Raw genomic sequence first — 17630 nt, 5'->3', positions numbered from 1 at the left:
GGCAGATTTGGATATCTCACATCTGGATTGGGACAGGCGGCGCTGGGTACGCGAGGCGGTGCAGCGCATCAATGCGGATTTCAATCGCTCGGCTGACACTCATTTGATCAAGGTGGATCTGCCCGGATTTCCGGAACAGACGCTCTATCTGAAGGATGAGTCCACGCATCCGACCGGCAGTCTGAAACACAGGCTTGCGCGCTCGCTCTACCTGTTCGCCCTCTGCAATGGTTGGATCGGGCCAGACACGGTTATCGTGGAAAGCTCGTCCGGCTCTACCGCCGTCTCGGAGGCCTATTTTGCGCGCTTGCTGGGCCGGCGTTTCATCGCGGTGGTTCAAGAAGGCGTCTCGCGCAGCAAGATCGACCAGATCGCCTTCTATGGCGGCGAGACCCGCGCCGTGCCGCCTGCGGACATCTATGCCGAGGCGCAGCGCATCACGACTGAACTTGGCGGCCACTATATGGACCAGTTCACGTATGCCGAGCGGGTTACTGACTGGCGCGGCAACAACAACATTGCCGAAAGCCTGTTCTCGCAATTGTCGATGGAGGCCCATGCCCTGCCGGACTGGGTGGTGATGAGCGCTGGTACGGGCGGCACATCGGCCACGATCGGCCGGTTTATCCGCTATCGCTGTGACATCGCCGCGAAGACGTCGCTCTGCGTCGCGGACCCGGAAAACTCGGTCTTTTATGATCACTATGAAACGGGCGACCCAGATATCCGTATCGGGACGAAGTCTCGTATTGAAGGTATTGGTCGCCCGCGCGTGGAAGCTTCATTCCAGCCAGACGTGATAGACCGGATGATGCGCGTGCCGGATGCGGCGTCCATCGCCACGATCCACTGGCTGCAGGATATTCTTGGCCGGCGCTGTGGCGGCTCGACCGGCACCAATGTTTGGGCAGCACTAACCTTGTTGCGCGAAATGCGCGCCGCCGGACAAGCGGGCAGCGTCGCGACCCTCATTTGCGATGGGGGCGAGCGCTATCTTGACACCTATTATGATGATGCCTGGATCGCCTCTCAGGGGTTGGACCTCATGCCATACCTCGTCAGCCTGCAAGAATTCACGCGAGACTGATCGCTCCATCGCATGAGCAACATGACGCCGCTTCGCATTTCCAACCGAGACGCTCGCCGGCTTTGGTTATGGACCAATGGGCTCGCCGAAACGCCGACCGGAAAGCTCGATGTGATGGGCATGCTCCACGCCCTTGGCTTCGTGCAGATTGATACAATTCGCAATGTGACCCGTGCCCATCACCACATTCTGTGGAGCCGAAACCAGAACTATCGCGAAGAGATGCTTTGGCCGCTTTTGGGTAGAGATCGTCAGATCTTTGAACATTTCACCCATGATGCCTCGCTCATTCCCATGGCGTATCTGCCATACTGGCAGCGGCAATTTCGTCGCCTCGGTGCCAAAGTGGCCCGGCATGAATGGTTCCAGTCCGGCCTTGCGCAAGAACAGATTGCCCAGATCCGCGCCCGGATCGAAGCTGAAGGCGCTTTGTCGACGCACGCCTTCGACACCAAGGCCACCAGTCGCGAAATGTGGGCCCGGCCACCGCACAAGAGAGCACTCGACCAGATGTGGTATGCGGGAGACCTCGCCACCTGTTACCGACAGAATTTCGTCAAATACTACAATCTTCCAGATCGTGTTTTTCCTGCCCATCTTCGCGATGGGCCGCCGGATCACGAGCAGATAGACTGGCTCTGCCAGAACGCGATCGATCGGCTCAGCTTTGGCACAACCGGCGAAATCCAGCGCTTCTGGGAAGCGATGAGTTCGGCAGAGGCAAAGTCATGGGTGATGAGCGCCAAGCATCTGGTTCCGGTCGAGATCGAGTGCTCGAACCGGCGAACGGTTCTAGCCTATGCAACTCCCGACATCGAAACCCGCTTGGCGACGGCTCCGGCGCCGACAAGCCGCCTGCGTATCCTCAATCCATTTGATCCGGCGGTGCGAGATCGAAACCGCCTCGAACGGCTCTTTGGATTTGATTATCGCAATGAAATGTTTGTTCCCGCCGCCAAGCGGCGCTGGGGGTACTATGTCTACCCGCTTCTCGAAGGGGACCGTTTCACGGGGCGTATCGAAATCAAGGCAGATCGTGCGAAGGGGTGGATGAGCGTGACCGGCTTTTGGCCCGAGCCGAACGTCAAATGGACCCCGGCTCGCCACGATAAACTGAACGCCGAGCTTACCCGATTTGCCCGCCTCGCCGGGATCGGGGACGTCAGATGGGCCATCTGAAGAAACCTGAATCCCACATCCCGCCAAGTGGTCACATCCGGCCGAACGGTAAACGGCCTGTGATCGTGATCTGCTCTCTTTGAAATGTTGTCACACTTTGTCAGCATAGTCTAAAGAAGCAGCGACCAACCGCCCGAATAGCGAGTTCATCATGAGCATTACGATCTATCACAATGCAGACTGCGGCACGTCTCGCAACGTGCTTGAAATTATCCGCCAAAGCGGCGTTGAGCCGGATGTCGTCCAATACCTTCAGCGCGGTTGGACGCGGGAATTGCTGGCGGGTTTGCTGGCCGCAGCGGGCCTGACACCGCGTGAAGCTTTGCGCACGTCCAAGAGCCCGGCCGAGGAGCTTGGTCTGACGGATCCGACGGTGGATGATTCCATACTTTTCGAAGCCATGCTGAAACATCCCATTCTCGTGAACCGACCAATTGTTGTTACCAAAAAAGGGACGGCGCTGTGCCGTCCCTCTGAGAAAGTATTCGATCTGTTGGACAACCCGCCTGCCAGCTTCACAAAGGAAGACGGCGAGACGATCCAGTCCGGTCAGGTTTGAACCTAGGCCATTTCGGTTTCGGCCTTTGCCTGTTCCAGCCAGACACGTGCGTCGGCTTCATCGGCCAGCTCATAGACTTTCAACTCGGTGTCGGGCAGGGCCACCGCCTGCATCTTCGCCGACTGGCGTACCCATGCCTGGTCGGTGAGAACAGCGACCTTGCCAAAGCGTTTCTGCAGGGCAAAGAACTCAGCCTTGCGTGACCAGTCGCTGGCGACATTGTGGAGCGTGCCCAGATCCATATGCTGCAATCGCACCAGCAGGCTGCCGGGATCCTCCGCGTCAGTCTGCTCCATGATTTCATCAACAGCTTCCGGCATGGTGTCGGGGTTCAGTTCGCCCTGCGCGTCGATGGTGGTGAGGTGATTGGTTTCAGCTTGGATTGTATAAGGCATGAGTCTCCTGATGGGGTTGCTTCTTCATAAGCAACGCCTTGAGGAGGGGAGCGTTCCCGACCAATTACATATCGGTGGAAGCGCGAAAAAAAGCCCGGCCCAGGCAAGCCTGGACCGGGAGAGGATTGAACAGATTGTGAGTAAGTTTCTGGGAGGAAGTTTAAATCCGTTCAATGATGATTGCCGGAGCCATGCCACCAGCCGCGCACATGGTGACCAGGCCATAGCGACCGCCAGAACGTTCGAGCTCGTCCAGCGCGGTGCCGATCAGGATGGAGCCAGTGGCACCAATCGGGTGGCCGAGCGCCATAGCGCCGCCATTGATGTTCACTTTTTCCCGGTCCAGCTTGAGATCGCGGATGAACTTTTCGGCCACGACCGAGAAGGCTTCGTTGATTTCGTAAACGTCGATATCGTCTGTGGTCAGGCCGGCTTTTTCCAGCACTTTCTTGGCTGCCGGAACCGGCGCGTTCAGCATCAGGGTTGGATCGTCGCCCATGTTTGCCGTGGCTACGATGCGGGCACGTGGCTTCAGGCCGTTCTTGTCGGCATATTCTTTCGAAGTGACGAGGATTGCGGCTGCGCCGTCCACAACACCGGAAGAGTTACCGGCATGATGGACATGGTTCATCTTGCCTTCGAGTTGTGGGTATTTCTTGGTGACCATCGCGCCATAGGTGTTTCCCTGGTCATCGACCGGGATTTCCATGAACATGTTGAAGACGGTTTTCAGGCCGGAGAGGCTTTCCATCGTCGTGCTGGGGCGCGGGAACTCGTCCTTGTCGAGCGCCAGTGTGCCGTCGCGATTGTAGACAGGGATCAGGGACTTGTCGAAACGGCCTTCATCCATGGCGCGTTTGGCGCGCTGCTGGGAGGTCACGGCCAGCTGGTCAACGGCTTCGCGGTCTATGCCTTCCAACGTGGCGATCGCATCTGCGCAGACGCCTTGCTGTGACTGCGGGTGCATCTCGCGCAAGTGAAGGTTGCCGGCGTCCATCATTGGTGGATTTTTTGGATCTGCCGTCGATGCGGTGTAGCTCATCATCTCACAGCCGCCCGCGATAACGCAGTCTTCCATACCGGACATGATCTGCGCAGCAGCGAGGGAAACGGTGGTAATGCCAGAGCCGCAGAAGCGGTCCAGCGTAACGCCGGAGGCTTTCACGTCGAAGCCGGCATCGAGGGCCGCCATACGACCCATATCGGCGCCTTGCGCGCCGCGCTGGCTGGATGTGCCCCAGATGACATCATCTACGGTGGCCGTATCAAGATTGTTGCGGTCGCGGATCGCGCTCAGCACGGTTGCGCCCAGATGCTGCGGATGCAGGTGCGCGAGCGACCCTTTTCCAACCTTGCCAATGCCTCGCGGCGTGCGCACGGCGTCAATAATATAGGCCTCAGCCATCTGGTCTCTCCCTTGGGTTTATTATTTTCCCAAGTTTACGCGCACGTAAGCGTAAATCCAGCCGTGACGTCGGGTTATGCAGGTCAACTGTTTTTGGGGCTGTTCGGAACGGTCCAGTTTGTATTTCATTAACTATCGGGTAATCGGGAACAAACGGGGAGATCTGCATGGCCGACGACGCGAACGACCTGTCACAGGATGACATCGCCTATTTCGCGAACCGCCCGTCACCCGAATACGACGAAGTGGTATTGCAGGCCGACTATGCCGCGCGCGCCGCAATCAGCTTCTATCGGTTTCGCCAGCTTGGCGGCGGTCGCAATGGCACGACGCCCGAAACCAAAATGAAATTCGGCAAATCGACAGGGCGGGGCATTCATTATGTCTCCGACCATCCGCAGGTCCGCATTTTGAACTTGTCGGTTATCGCATTGCTCATCCTGTTTGAAAGCGCGGCCAATGCGTACTTCTTTGCGCAGCAGAGCGAGTTCGGCATCTCCGGCGGCATCTTCCAGGCTGCGGCGGTCTCGCTCGCCAATGTCGCCACCAGCTATTTCATCATCGGTTTCTGGGGCCTGCGCCATGCCTCGATCGGACTGGATCCAAACAAGTCCTTGCTAGGCTTTGACAGTCGGAATGTGACCAAGGCATTTGGCATCGTTGCCGTGATCATGGGGATCATCATTGTCCTGTTGGTGAATTTGTCGGCAGCGCACTATCGCAATCTGCTCGATCTCAAGGCGACGCTGGGAGATACGCCTGGCGCTCTCGAGGCATTCAATGAGCATACGTCCACAATTCCCCGATTCTTGATCGATTCAGATATTTGCCAATCCATCCTGCAATCGCCCATGGGCGAGTCCATTGGCAGCGCCGCGACGAATGCCATGTGTCGGCCGTTTGCTTTGCATTCCCTGGATGCGATGGTCCTGTTTGCCCTTGGCCTTGCCATATCGGCCATCGCTGCCTTTGAGGGGCGCAAGGCGGATGCATCCTTCCCCGGTTTCAGCGACGCTGCCCGTGGCATCGAGCGCTCTCGCAGAGACCTTCAGGATGCGCTGGACGACTACTATGACAGCTATGAAGACGCGCTCGAGGATGCCGAGAAGGATTTTGGCAAGCTGAGCCCGAAGCAGAAGGTGGGGCTCCGTAGAGCGATGGATGCGCGGGTGTCGCCCTTCCGCCGCCTGCTTGAGACAGACCCTGACATCATGCGTGATGAATTCGACGTGCCGGAAGAGGTTGTCGAGCATATTTCCGGCAAGAAACCAAAAATCATGCCGCGCGCGGAGAATGACGCATGAGCCGCAGGCGCAGACAACGCCAGCGCCGGATGGCCTATATCAATTTCGCGATAATCGCCCTGCTGATCGCCGGCGGCGTGGCGGCGTTCCAGTTCCTCAAGCCCGTCCCCTATGACGAACAAACGCTCTGTCTGCTGAGCGACGAGTTGCCGCCGCACACCGCCATTATTCTCGACAAGACGGATGAGTATGACGAAAGCCAGGCCGATCTAATTGCCGACCTGATCCGCCGCTCACGCGACCGGCTCGAAGTGGGCGAGCGCCTGTCCATGTTCGAACTTGACGCCGAAGGCCAGTTCGATCCGCGCGGCGAATTCTCCCTGTGCAATCCGGGCCGGGGCGGGCAGGTGAACCCGCTCTTCCGTAATCCCCGGATGATCGAGGAGCGCTACGCGACCCTTTTCGAAACACCGATGGATGCGGTGATCGATGATCTCGTCGTACCAAAGGAAGCCCCCTCCAGCCCGATCCTCGAAGCAATGGCACGGCTCGGCCAGACGGAGAACTTCTCACCCGACGCGCCCGCCCGCCGGATCGTCATCGTGTCCGATATGCTCCAGAATTCCGATCTGTTCTCAGCCTATGGCGGCGGAGGCACGCTTCCCGCCAACATGCCGCGCGCGCGTGATGTGGCTGAGGCGGTCGAGCGCCGCTATGGGCGGTCCCTATCCGGCGTAGACCTGGAGATTCGCTTGATTCCGCGCGGACGCTATACCGACATGCAACGCGGCGCGTTGAAGGAATACTGGAACGAGGTCTTTTCCGAATTGGGCCTGCAGGCCGACTGGCGAGACCTGTAGCGCCCACGGCCATTCTTCCCTGCATTTTGTCCGCACGCCCGCTTGTGGCATAATGCGGGAAAAGGATGCATCCATGGGAGGATTGCCAACAACCCGGACCGACGAGCCTCGTCTCGTTCAGCACGCTGTTTTGCTCAGCCTGTTGCTCGGCCTCTTGTTGTTTCTTGCACCGCCAGCCTGGTCGAATACCAATGATCAGCAAATCATCCCGTTCGAGATGGATTCCCAAGACCGGTTGATGGCCGAAATCTCATTTGAAAACGGGTCAACCGCTACGGCGCTTATCGATACGGCCGCCACTTTGCCGATGATTGGCGGGGCCACAGCGCGCTCGGCCGATGTCGGGGTGATCGAGGGACAGGAGCAATTTGTCGAGATACTTGGCCTTGGCGGCAAGGAAACGTTCCCCTTGATCGATTTGCCAAGTCTAAGGACAGGCTCGATTGCCCTGAGCCAGGTGCCTGCCGCCCTTGATAGCAAGATCGCCGTCAGCGGCGTGCGCAATGTACTGCCCATCAGTGCGCTGACGGGCAACGTCGTGGATTTCGATTTCGACCAGGGACATGTGACGGCCTATGATCGGCGCCCGGCCGGGCGAATGCGAGAAGTCCTCTGCAAACGGCCCCTCGTTGTTCGCAACGGACTCTATTTCGTGCAGGTTACGATCAATGGCCGGCGGGGGCTCGCCCTCATAGATACAGGTTCGACCATTACTTACATGAATTCGAAATTTGCGAGCCATGCCGGTACCAAAGTCAATGAGGATGAAACCAAGCGCCTGCTTGGGATAACCGGCGACGACTACAATATGCACGTTGCCCACGTTTCCCGTTTTGAACTGGATGACGTCGACATGACGGGGTTCAACATGATCGTATCAGACCCCGCCCTGTTCGAACATCTGGGCATGGCTGACGAACCGGTCATGATCCTTGGTATGGACTTTCTGTCACAATTCCGTGTACAGATAGATCGCGAGAATAATCTGCTCTATTTGCGAATTCGTCATAGCACAGCCAAGAAATGCCTGGTCTGCATGGAAGTGCAGTCCTATCGCAGGCGGTAATGTACCCCTAGCCGAACGCACCATAGGCATGCGTCACCGACAGGCTGATCCCGTGCAGAATCCGGTCGATGTCATCCAGCGGCGCAATGATATCCTTGTGAATGCGATCATACCCGTAGCCAGCTTGGCTCTTGGTATCATTTCCGGCCTCGGTCAGGGCTTTCAGCGGCGTATCCTGATCGCGGGAGTGCGGGAAGATCTCACGCAGCAATTCCACCGCTTCCTTGATCCGCAATTCCGCAACCATTTCGACCAGGTCGCGGCTGCTCGCATCATGACGCTCCGACAGGCGGGGCAGGCCGCCGACAATGGAGAAGGCTTTCATGATCAGCGCTTGGCGCACGGCATGCAGAACGTGCAGGTCCAATCTGCCCTCATGGCGTTCTTCCAGTGAAGGAGAGGTCTTGAGTTGGGCCAGAAGACGGTCAAACTTTCCAAGGTCCACGGACAAATAGTTCGCGATCTGGTTCATCGAAACGGACGTCTCATTATTGCGCAGCGCGTAATAAACCCCGCGATAGGCATTCGCCTTGTCAGGGTCGGCCAGTTTCGAGTGTGCCACCCAGACGCCCGGATCATAAACGCGGGCATAGGCGCGAAGCGCGGGCAGGCTGGTCAAAAGCCGCGCGCGGGTCGCCAGCAGGATCAGGCCCTTCATGCGTGGGCTGTCATCAATCAGGTCAACCAGCCGCTCCATTTCGCGCTGCAGGGATGAGCCGATGCCAGCGGCCACATTCACTGGCATGCTGAGCTGTTGCAGCGTCGCATTGTGAGAGATAGCCCGCAGGGAGCGCGGGCCGACTGGTCCAGCAGCGCGGCGTTTCGGTCGCGAGCCCGCCTTTACCGTCAAGCCGCTGGAAAAGGCGCCCAGCAATCGACCATAGTCTGCATTGTCGAACAGGCGTTCCTGCCAGGCTCGCAGCGACCGGTAGAAATCCCAGACAAGGTCCGTGCGCGTATAGAATGGATCCTTGGTGCGGTCGGCCGGGTCAGACAGCGTGTGGCTGCACCAGGCGGCCATCGTCGTTTCGGCCAGCGCCGGGTTGGCGAAGTGAAGGAAGCCATCACCGCCCTGAAAACTGACCTCATGACGGAGCTGCAGGCCCCGTGCGCGGGCACCGCCACGGGTCCATGGTGTCAGCAGATGATCAAAGCGCTGCTCGAACGTACCCGGCCATGCGCCGCGGCCCATGCTTTCGCCATGCGTGTTGAAAATCAGGAGGTCGACATTTACGCCCTTGGCGGCCAGCGCCCGGGCGATCAGGTTGTGGATGCGCTCGATGGCCATGTCGGCGGCGACTTGTCCGATGAACCGTCCGGCATCGGAGAAACCCAACTGGATCGAAAGATAGCCGCGCTGTTGCACATAGGCGAGGAATTCCGGCTCTTCCAGCAAGCGCTCGATGAAGCGGCCGCCGGTCTCCAGCGCTTCCGGCGTTTCGAATAGCGGAGAGATATCGAGCTTGTCATCGACACCATATTGCCGCGCAAGGTACAGCGCGCCCATCACGGTGGCCGGATTCTCACTCTCGGCGATCAGGAAGCGGATGACCGAGCCGGAATCGATATGTTTCAGGATCTGTGCGCACATCATGAACTGACGTCGCGCCGTGGATTGTTCCAGGAACAGGTCGGCAAAGTTCACCTGAACCGGTTTGGACTTGCGGGCCTTTTGCGCCAGTTCAGCCAGGGCAAGACGACCAAGTTCCCGGTCTTCAGTCTGCAGGCCCAGATCGCGGTTGATCACCGTGCGCACCTGGGCTGCGTTCACCCGCAAGTGAATGCGCGCTGTGCCCAACTGCAGCGCTTCGACCTGCGCCCTGACCGCCATCAGGTCTGCAGCAAGGCTGTCTTCGGCTTCGGGAATGACGCTGTCCAGCACGTCGAGTATTTCAGACGCGTCCAGCACGTTTCGCTTGGAATGCTCGGTCAGCGCATTTGCCGCCGGCACCAGATTGTCCGGATCGGTCAGATCCGCCGCGAACAAGGCCGCATGGCGTGCGGTGTCTTCCGACGCGGTCTTCAGGCGCTGAGTCAGCTTGGCGATGGGGCCGATCTTCTGGCTGCCGCTGATGGATTCCAGCTGCGTTGCATAGCGATCGAGCTGGACCGCCTTTTCCGTCAGACGGAAGGTCAGCGATTGGGACCAGTGGATATCGGCGCGGCCATCAAGGTCATACCCGACCCAGCAGGCGAGCGTCGGAACGAAGATTTTCAGCGACCGCCATTCATCCGGGAAGGCCTTGCGTGAAAACGAAATCAGCACGGTTGCATAGGCCAGCTGCGCATTCGCCGCGTGAGCAATCGCGCCCTGCACTTCGTCATGCTCGCCCTGAAGGCTGATCTGCTGGTTCCATGCACGGGAATCGGCGCGAATCTGGCGCATCAGCATGTTGCGGCTGGTCTTTGTTGCGCTCACCACATGGTCGGCCAGCGCCGTGCGCAGATCTTTCGACAGGGCAAAGGTCGGGTGGCCAGTGAACACGATGCCGCCGGTCGCTTGTTCGACGCGCGCCTTGAATACGTCAAATCCTTGGGCGGCCAGTGTCTCCAATTCTTCGGTGAGGCTCGCCCAGGCATTCTTCGCCTTGCCGCCCGCATGCTGGGTGCGAAAGCGGTCCGCGCGCTCTTCAATCAGGTCCAGATGCACCTCGTCGGCCAGCTTCGACAGATCGGCCAGCTTGGCCTTTCCGGTTTCGAGGTCTCGGAACAGGGTCTGCGCCAGCGCGAAGACCGAATTGGTCAGAGGATCGATTTCAATCCGGGCGGCCTGTGTCCGCAGGAAGGATTGGGCGGTTTCGAGAGTCGTGGGGGATGTTGTCGTTGTCATGCCGCCAAAAAGACGGAAATTGACGTAAAGTCAAAGCCCTGCTGACGGCGACTGGAAATAAATCTGCGGATCGCCTCGCCGGACGCCTATCTGCGGCCGAAAAAGCGGATGACGCCGATCAGTCCCGCAATTGCCGAGCCAAGCCCGCCGAGCAACACAAACAGGGGATTGGCCTGGTCCGCGAAGGCGATGGCGCGATTGATTCCGGAGACCTGTACGGTCACCGTGTCCCGGAAAGTGCGCAGCGGCACGACGGCGTCCTCGTCAATGGCATATATCTCGAAGACGAGGTCATGGCTGCCGGCCGTTAACGGCAGCACCGACCAGCGCCAGACATTTTCGGTCAGTGGGGACAATGCCTGAACTTCCGGCGACATGGACACGATCTCGAAATTCGCGCCGCTGAGACGCGCTTCAACACGATCCGACACCAGCGCTTCGCCTTCGATCACATTGCCGCGGCCGGGCAGTGCGTCGACCGCGGTGTCATCGCCAGTGGAGTCGATGGCCAGCGTCACATCAAAAGCGCGCTTGTATTCGGCAGAACTGGGTGTTTCGTGCGCCACCGGTACGCTTTTCAGCGTTTCGACAAAGGATTCATTGGCCTGAGGCATCACATTCGCCGACCGGCTGGTCATGGGGGGCGCATCAAAGCCCGGCGAGGAGCCGACAGATTCCGGGAACACATCGCCACCCGGCAGATCCGCACCCAGACTGCGCGTGGGTCCTGCGGCAGGGGCGTCTCCCGGCGCTTCCATCATCATCTCTTCGCTTCGGAGGGGCTCCAGCTCAGCCAGTTCCTCTTCCAGCGCGGGCGGCATGGCCGTCTCTGCATAAGCCTCTTCGAAGGCCTCCTCGGTCGCCATCTCCTGAGGTGTGGCCGCTTCGACCATCTCGTCGCGTGGTGCATAGGTGTCCATCAGGACAGACCCGGCATAGCCCGCAGCCACGAGGCCACAGAGCAGAAGGATAATGGACAGCAGTCTCAGCATGGCGGTTCGCGCTCCGTCAGTTTTCCCCACAGCGTGGTTAATCCCTAGCAGAGCTTTATGACAGGGGGAAACGTTTACGGCTGCTTTCATAAAAGGCGACCGCGGCTGCGTTGGAGACGTTCAGGCTCTCCATTGCCGGGGCAATCGGGATGCGTGCGAGTTCGGCGCAGGCCTTGGCCACAGCGGGTCGAATGCCCGGGCCCTCGGCGCCAAGGACAATGGCGAGTTTCTGTGCCCCTTCGACCGCATCCGCGATCAGGCGTTTGCCTTCGCCAGCAAGGCCCACCGTATGGTATCCGGCCTCTCCCAGCTGCTCCAGTGCGCGGGCAATGTTCACAACGCGCGCCTCGCGAACGGTTTCGATCGCCCCCACAGCGGCCTTTGCCGCGACACCGGTCACATTCGGTGCATTGCGCGTTTGCAAGACCAGCCCGCCAAAGCCAAAGGCGGCCGCCGAGCGATAGACTGCGCCCAGATTGTGAGGGTCGGATACCTGATCCAGCACGGCAATATGGCTGATCCCGGCATCGATCAGGTCTTCAAGGGCGCCCGCTTCCAGCGGATCAACCTTCACGGCGATGCCCTGATGGACCGCGCCGTCGGGCAGGCGGGCATCAATGTCGCGCGCCGTCACCAGAACTGGCGCAATGGGCCCGGTGGCAGGCAGGCGCTGGGCGGCGTTTTCGGTGGCCAGCAATTCGTGACATTTGCGCGCGGGATTGGCCAGGGCAGCGACCACCGCATGCGTACCCCAGATCCAGAGCGGACCGCCATCTGCGCCGCTGCCATCGCGCCCGGCGCCGGCGCGACGCGGCGGTCGGGCAGGGCCGCGGCGTGGATTATCTGCGCCAGCGTGTGCTTTTCGCGGTTTAGAATGGTTGCGCGCCATTTCGGGTTTCCTTATAAGGCCGCTTCCGGTGTGGATCGGCGGTGCTTCGGCGCCTATGTGAAGCGCTGCTGCGACGGCGTCAAACGGCGTGTGGTCGCGGGTCCCGTGGAGGGGTGGCCGAGTGGTTAAAGGCAGCAGACTGTAAATCTGCCCGCATAGCGTACACAGGTTCGAATCCTGTCCCCTCCACCACCCGCACCAGATGGTGTAAGGTGTCTTCGCGAGGCCCTGACTGGGCGGGTATAGCATAATGGTAATGCACCAGCCTTCCAAGCTGTGTATGTCGGTTCGATTCCGTCTACCCGCTCCAGACAATGTTCCCATAGTTTACAGCGCACTAGCGCATTTTCAGGCAAGCGATTTAGCGCGTCAGGCCACGCTGCCCGGGTGCTGGCAAAAGGGCTGCGCCAAGCGCCGCTTTTCCTGGGTTTTCCTATCCCGTTGACCGGGCGCGCCAAGGCGCAGTTGCGCGTTCAAATACGACAGTTTTACCGTTGACGGCTCGCGGATCAGCCTATACATCGGCGCCTTCCTACCCCGTGCCCAGATGGCGGAATTGGTAGACGCGCTACGTTCAGGTCGTAGTTCTCGCAAGGGAGTGGAGGTTCGAGTCCTCTTCTGGGCACCAAGCCGCTCTTCGGAGCGGTTTTTTCTTGTCCGAAAATCATTGAAAAATAAGCATTTATTGGGAATCCGGCGCCATTTGATGTCCGGAGCGGTGCGGGTATGTCCGTTTGCATCCGGGGTATTTGCGGGTATCCTTGCGGGTAGTCGGGGCGAAATACCCCCGGATAAGGATCAGGATACCCGCACAAAGTACCCCCATGAAGCTGACTGATACCCGCATTCGAAACCTCAAAAAGGCGGAAAAGCCTTACAAGGTTGCAGATGGTGGCGGCCTGTATCTCCAGGTGACCGCCACAGGATCCAAGCTTTGGCGCATGCGCTACCGGTTCGACGGCAAGCAAAAGCTGCTTTCCTTCGGCGCTTATCCCGACCTCACCTTGCAAAAAGCCCGTCAACGCAGACAGGCGGCGAGGGCCTTATTGGCAGACGGCGTTGATCCGGCTGAACACGCCAAGGAAGCGAAGGCGCAACAAGCCGCGCTGACCGAACACACCTTCGCGCGCATTGGGGACGAGCTCGTCGAAAAACTGCGTAAAGAGGGCAAGGCGGACGTAACGCTGAAAAAGAAACGCTGGCTGCTGGACATGGCCAATGCGGACTTTGGCGAACAGCCAATCACCAGCATTACTGCACCCCAGGTTTTGAAAACCCTACGCAAGGTGGAAGCGAAGGGAAACTATGAATCGGCCAGGCGACTGCGCTCGACGATTGGATCTGTGTTCCGGTATGCCATTGCCACGGCGCGCGCCGAGAATGATCCGACCTATGCGTTACGCGGTGCCCTCATTGAGCCAACAGTCACCCATATGGCGGCCGCGACCGAACGGGAAGACTTCGCAGAAGTTGTCCGCGCCATTTGGGCTTATCACTCCGGTTCTCCCGTGACCCGCGCAGCCTTGAAACTGCTAACTTTGCTCTACACGCGACCAAGTGAATTGAGGCTCGCGCATTGGGATGAGTTCGACTTTGAAAAGGCGATCTGGACCGTTCCAGCCGCGCGCACAAAGCTGCGTCGGGAACATACCAAGCCGCTATCGAAAATGGCGATCGACATTCTGGAAGAACTGCAGGCTCTTACGGGGCGCGATAATCGCGTGTTTCCTTCGCTCATCGCGCGCGACAAACCGATCAGCGAGAACACGTTGAATCAGGCTTTGCGTCGGATGGGGTTCACAAAGGAAGAGCACACGTCACATGGTTTTCGTGCCAGCGCGTCCAGCCTGCTGAACGAAAGCGGCCTGTGGGACAGGGATGCTATTGAGGCCGAATTGGATCACGCCGGGGCTGATCAGATCCGCCGCGCCTATCACCGCGCGCGCTATTGGGAAGAGCGCGTGAAAATGGCGGATTGGTGGGCCGAAGAGATAGACGGATTTATCAAGAATGATTGAACCGGAGAAGGAAGATGACAACGTATAGCTACACAATCACGCTCAATGACTCTGAGTACCTCTGCTTGGGTGACGCATTGGAGTTTTATCGGGCGCATTGCGAGAAGATGGTTGCAGAGAAAGCGGGCGCGCCCTTCTGGGCGCATGCGCGAAGTTGCCAATCTATTTCAACAAAACTTCGCGGCGCGATCACTCATCAGATGAGCGGCAATACCTTTTCGGATGATGCGTAATGTATCATCCGCAGCTGTCCTTCGTGCTCGCGCCTGCCTCTCAATGAGTGCTGGGCCACTCTGGCATGGGTTTCGGTCTGGGTTTGAGCTCGTAGTCTTTCAATTGTTGCATGATTAAGTCCGTCAGCTTCTCTGTGGCAGCGTCGCCTTCGATGGCCGTTTTTGCAGACGCATAGCTCCGCCTTACCGTTCTGGGGGCGGTCCGCAATGCCACAAAAATGTTTACGCGAAGATCACTCATAAAGCTTTTGTAGGACAATGTTCCTACAGTGTAACGCCAAACAATTCGCTATTCACAGGAAAATGGGAAAGTCCGAAGTGATCCAACTGTGAACAGGGGGTTGTGATCGTGTCCGAATGATTGCAGCTTTTACGTGGGCTTGGGGTCGCACTGGATTGGACGGGTGGGTTCCATGGCCTCTTCTAAAGACGATCAACCGGATAAACAAAGCGGCGAGCTTGAGCGCGACAGCGCATACCGACGACATGAAGTGCCAACGCCCGCCAATGATGCGGGCGTTTCTGATTGTGGGCCACCATACATCCCTGCAAACTTGGAACGATGGGCAAAGCTACCTTGTTGGTCAACGGTCGAAGCTGCCTGCGTCACCCGAGGGTATGAGCCTGGACCCTTGCAGCAGACGACTCGCGAAGAAGTTGAGCGCAGGCCCGAAGTCCTTGATCAGATTGAATACCGCATTGAACTGTTCACGCGGGCTGTTCAAGTTGGCGAGTTCGGCGAATTGATCACGCCTTTGGAAGCGCTAAACTTTCTCGAATGCCGAGACGAGAAATATCCAGGCAAACTAAGAGAAGTTGCCGAGCGTATTCGACCTCTGGGGCAGTCAGTGCCTTTGAGATCTGGCGACATGCGTCAGATGTGGGCAACCCTTGGAGATGTTGCTTCCCAAGCCAATAAAACGGAACAGGAGTCGAGCAATTCTGGCCAGACCAAGATCATCAACTCTTTGCAACGCATGCTACTGGCAATAGTCGTATCGAAAATGGATTTCAATCCAGACAGGCCGCAAAACCCGACGGCAAAACTGATAGGGAAAGCGATGTACGATCTGGGGATGAAGCCGCTTCACGAAGATTCGATCCGGCGTCACCTGAATGACGCCGCTGCAGAGCACTGGGACGGCTGGCCACAGGGTTAAAAACCGTATTCGGGTCTCGAAATCGGTATTCGGAAACGCTGTATTCTTGGACGTGATAAATCTGGATCACCTTACAAAATACGGGGTGATACAATGTTTGACGAATACGAGTTTCCGCAAACGGGTTTGGTCCGCATAAAGCAGATCATCGCGCCTTACGGGCCGATACCTGTTTCCAAAAGCACTTGGTGGCAGGGGGTGAAAGACGGCCGCTTTCCGAAACCCCGCAAGCTGGGTGCGGGCATTACCGTTTGGAAGGCTGAAGAGATCCGCGCGCTCTTCGAGAGTGAATATGATGATGCCGCATAATGTGGTTCGCCTGCACGGCGGCGGTAGTTCGCCTCGATTACTGAACGCCAACGCCCCTCATGCGCGCATTTATGCAGATTGGCGCCATCTCGATGCTTTCAAATGTTTGACGCCGCTGCAGCGCGTCTTGCTGGAAGACATGTTGATGGACTTTTCCAGAGTCACGGGCAATCAAGTTCGCCTTACCTGCAAGGGAGTCATGCAGCGCTATCGTGTCGGGCACAAAACGGCGAAGAAGGCGATTGCCGGCCTTGAAGAGTTTGGCTGGATCACACGAATTGGTCTGTCGTCTGGCCCAACTGGTCAGGCAGGCGGCGTCTACGAGATTGAGTGCATAACCGCGCAAGGAAAACCGATCGGTGGCCGATACCAGACCTGGACGAAAGATTGACCCGTTGAGCGAATTAGGGGTGTCCGATAATCGAATTAGGGGTATCAGGTGATTGAAATAGGGGTGTCATATGAGCCAGTTTCGGTGGATGAGCGAAGTGCAGGTCAGTTGGATAAAATTCCTCTGAAACAAAGACTTGCAGGCATTCAGAAGCGTGAAGTGAAATCGGCTGGCACCCACCTACAGAACTGTAGAACAGCTACTGCTTCGAGAAGGACAGAAGGCATTGTCTGGAGTGAACGGCCAGAGCGGCGGGGCCATTCAAACAGCGCAAGCCGCTCTGGCCGTTCGTCGCGCCCCATTGATAAAAATTCCGGTGCAACGCCGTCCGACAACATCCACTTTCCACATGATTGCGAAAAAGGGAGATAGGCGAAATGGGCGGGTTTGGATCAGGTGCCCGGAATCGCTGGGCGTCAAAGACAGATGAGTTTCACAAGCTGGATCTCGCCACGTTCAAGCGGGAATGGTTTGAGAGCTGGCGACGGGGCTCCATGCGATGGTCACGCGGCGGAGTGCAGACGAGTAGCATCAGCTACAGCCTGACGCCGGATTCCATGCGCTTGATTTACAGTGTTCCCACCCAGGGCGAACGTGTCTCAATCGATGAGTGGTTCAACTTGGATTTCACTGAACAGCCCTTTGGCGGTCGCCGCCGGTGGATACGCTGCCGATCCTGTAATCGCCGGTGCCGCGTGCTCTATGGCGGGGCCCATTTCCGCTGCAGGCAGTGCTATCAGGCCACCTATCCCAGCCAGTATGAAGACATTCGCGTCAAAGGTCTGTCTCGCGCTGAACGCATCCGCGATCGACTGGGCGCCGAGCCGGGCTTCATGAGTGTTTTTCCGGAGAAGCCCAAAGGCATGCACTGGAAAACCTATCGCCGCCTGGAGCGCCAGGACTGGGAGGCAAGTGAGGCGATCGAGCGAGCGATGTACGCTCGGATCAAGGCTTTTGCCGGTTGACCCATGAAGGCGCTTAACGTCTCTTTCAGACAGATTGATTCCAATCCG

Annotated in this window: 17 protein-coding genes and 3 tRNA genes; 15 read left to right on the top strand and 5 right to left on the bottom strand. The window is 58.3% G+C overall.

Annotation, left to right across the window (positions count from 1 at the left end; genetic code table 11):
* Positions 1-7: 7 nt before the first annotated feature.
* The 3 genes from CFA77_RS12960 (at position 8) to arsC (ending at position 2825) form a co-directional block, all read left to right on the top strand.
* The gene (locus tag CFA77_RS12960) at positions 8-1087 is read left to right on the top strand and encodes a PLP-dependent cysteine synthase family protein (protein ID WP_206991055.1); all 1080 of its coding nucleotides are present in this window, start codon (positions 8-10) and stop codon (positions 1085-1087) included.
* Positions 1088-1099: 12 nt separating this feature from the next.
* Positions 1100-2266: a winged helix-turn-helix domain-containing protein gene (locus CFA77_RS12955; protein WP_242517359.1), complete on the top strand. Its 1167-nt coding sequence runs from the start codon at positions 1100-1102 to the stop codon at positions 2264-2266.
* A 151-nt stretch (positions 2267-2417) separates the two neighbouring features.
* Complete coding sequence (arsC, locus tag CFA77_RS12950) at positions 2418-2825, top strand: arsenate reductase (glutaredoxin) (protein WP_349677858.1); 408 nt, start codon at positions 2418-2420, stop codon at positions 2823-2825.
* Between the two features lie 2 nt (positions 2826-2827).
* Here the strand turns inward: arsC and CFA77_RS12945 are convergent, their stop codons facing one another.
* A complete protein-coding gene (locus CFA77_RS12945) occupies positions 2828-3220 on the bottom strand; it encodes an STAS/SEC14 domain-containing protein (protein WP_034811103.1) in 393 nt (130 codons plus the stop codon).
* A 160-nt stretch (positions 3221-3380) separates the two neighbouring features.
* A complete protein-coding gene (locus CFA77_RS12940) occupies positions 3381-4625 on the bottom strand; it encodes an acetyl-CoA C-acetyltransferase (protein ID WP_206991054.1) in 1245 nt (414 codons plus the stop codon).
* Between the two features lie 167 nt (positions 4626-4792).
* On the opposite strand from CFA77_RS12940, the gene CFA77_RS12935 reads away from it, so the two are divergent.
* The 3 genes from CFA77_RS12935 (at position 4793) to CFA77_RS12925 (ending at position 7795) form a co-directional block, all read left to right on the top strand.
* Entirely contained in the window at positions 4793-5929 is a 1137-nt protein-coding gene (locus CFA77_RS12935; RefSeq protein ID WP_206991053.1) for a hypothetical protein, read from the top strand.
* A complete protein-coding gene (locus tag CFA77_RS12930; RefSeq protein ID WP_206991052.1) occupies positions 5926-6729 on the top strand; it encodes a hypothetical protein in 804 nt (267 codons plus the stop codon). The genes CFA77_RS12935 and CFA77_RS12930 overlap by 4 nt, the downstream gene beginning before the upstream one ends.
* A gap of 73 nt (positions 6730-6802) precedes the next feature.
* A complete protein-coding gene (locus tag CFA77_RS12925; protein ID WP_206991051.1) occupies positions 6803-7795 on the top strand; it encodes an aspartyl protease family protein in 993 nt (330 codons plus the stop codon).
* 7 nt (positions 7796-7802) lie between these two features.
* Here CFA77_RS12925 and CFA77_RS12920 read toward each other — a convergent pair whose 3' ends face one another.
* From CFA77_RS12920 to CFA77_RS12910, 3 genes are all read right to left on the bottom strand, one after another.
* Positions 7803-10625 carry a phosphoenolpyruvate carboxylase gene (locus tag CFA77_RS12920; RefSeq protein ID WP_206991050.1) on the bottom strand — a complete coding sequence of 941 codons (2823 nt, stop codon included), beginning with the start codon at positions 10623-10625 and terminating at the stop codon, positions 7803-7805.
* An 86-nt stretch (positions 10626-10711) separates the two neighbouring features.
* Positions 10712-11617, bottom strand: a complete 906-nt coding sequence (locus CFA77_RS12915) for a hypothetical protein (RefSeq protein ID WP_206991049.1) — start codon at positions 11615-11617, stop codon at positions 10712-10714.
* Between the two features lie 55 nt (positions 11618-11672).
* Positions 11673-12506: an RNA methyltransferase gene (locus tag CFA77_RS12910; RefSeq protein ID WP_206991048.1), complete on the bottom strand. Its 834-nt coding sequence runs from the start codon at positions 12504-12506 to the stop codon at positions 11673-11675.
* A 107-nt stretch (positions 12507-12613) separates the two neighbouring features.
* Between CFA77_RS12910 and CFA77_RS12905 the strand changes: the two genes are divergently transcribed.
* The 9 genes from CFA77_RS12905 (at position 12614) to CFA77_RS12865 (ending at position 17582) form a co-directional block, all read left to right on the top strand.
* Positions 12614-12698, top strand: a tRNA-Tyr gene (locus tag CFA77_RS12905).
* A gap of 44 nt (positions 12699-12742) precedes the next feature.
* Positions 12743-12816, top strand: a tRNA-Gly gene (locus CFA77_RS12900).
* Between the two features lie 231 nt (positions 12817-13047).
* Positions 13048-13134, top strand: a tRNA-Leu gene (locus tag CFA77_RS12895).
* A gap of 196 nt (positions 13135-13330) precedes the next feature.
* Positions 13331-14524, top strand: coding sequence for an integrase arm-type DNA-binding domain-containing protein (locus CFA77_RS12890; RefSeq protein ID WP_206991047.1), 1194 nt, complete (start codon positions 13331-13333; stop codon positions 14522-14524).
* A gap of 14 nt (positions 14525-14538) precedes the next feature.
* Entirely contained in the window at positions 14539-14757 is a 219-nt protein-coding gene (locus tag CFA77_RS12885) for a hypothetical protein (RefSeq protein ID WP_206991046.1), read from the top strand.
* 413 nt (positions 14758-15170) lie between these two features.
* Positions 15171-15917 carry a hypothetical protein gene (locus tag CFA77_RS12880; RefSeq protein WP_206991045.1) on the top strand — a complete coding sequence of 249 codons (747 nt, stop codon included), beginning with the start codon at positions 15171-15173 and terminating at the stop codon, positions 15915-15917.
* A 93-nt stretch (positions 15918-16010) separates the two neighbouring features.
* Complete coding sequence (locus tag CFA77_RS12875) at positions 16011-16226, top strand: AlpA family transcriptional regulator (RefSeq protein ID WP_206991044.1); 216 nt, start codon at positions 16011-16013, stop codon at positions 16224-16226.
* Positions 16210-16617 (top strand): hypothetical protein, encoded by a 408-nt coding sequence (locus CFA77_RS12870; RefSeq protein WP_206991043.1) that lies wholly within the window; start codon positions 16210-16212, stop codon positions 16615-16617. The genes CFA77_RS12875 and CFA77_RS12870 overlap by 17 nt, the downstream gene beginning before the upstream one ends.
* 377 nt (positions 16618-16994) lie before the next feature.
* Positions 16995-17582, top strand: coding sequence for a hypothetical protein (locus CFA77_RS12865; protein ID WP_206991042.1), 588 nt, complete (start codon positions 16995-16997; stop codon positions 17580-17582).
* Positions 17583-17630: the final 48 nt, after the last annotated feature.

It is taken from the genome of Hyphomonas sp. KY3, assembly GCF_017309975.1.
GTDB lineage: Bacteria > Pseudomonadota > Alphaproteobacteria > Caulobacterales > Hyphomonadaceae > Hyphomonas.
This window is presented reverse-complemented; position numbering and strand designations above follow the sequence as displayed.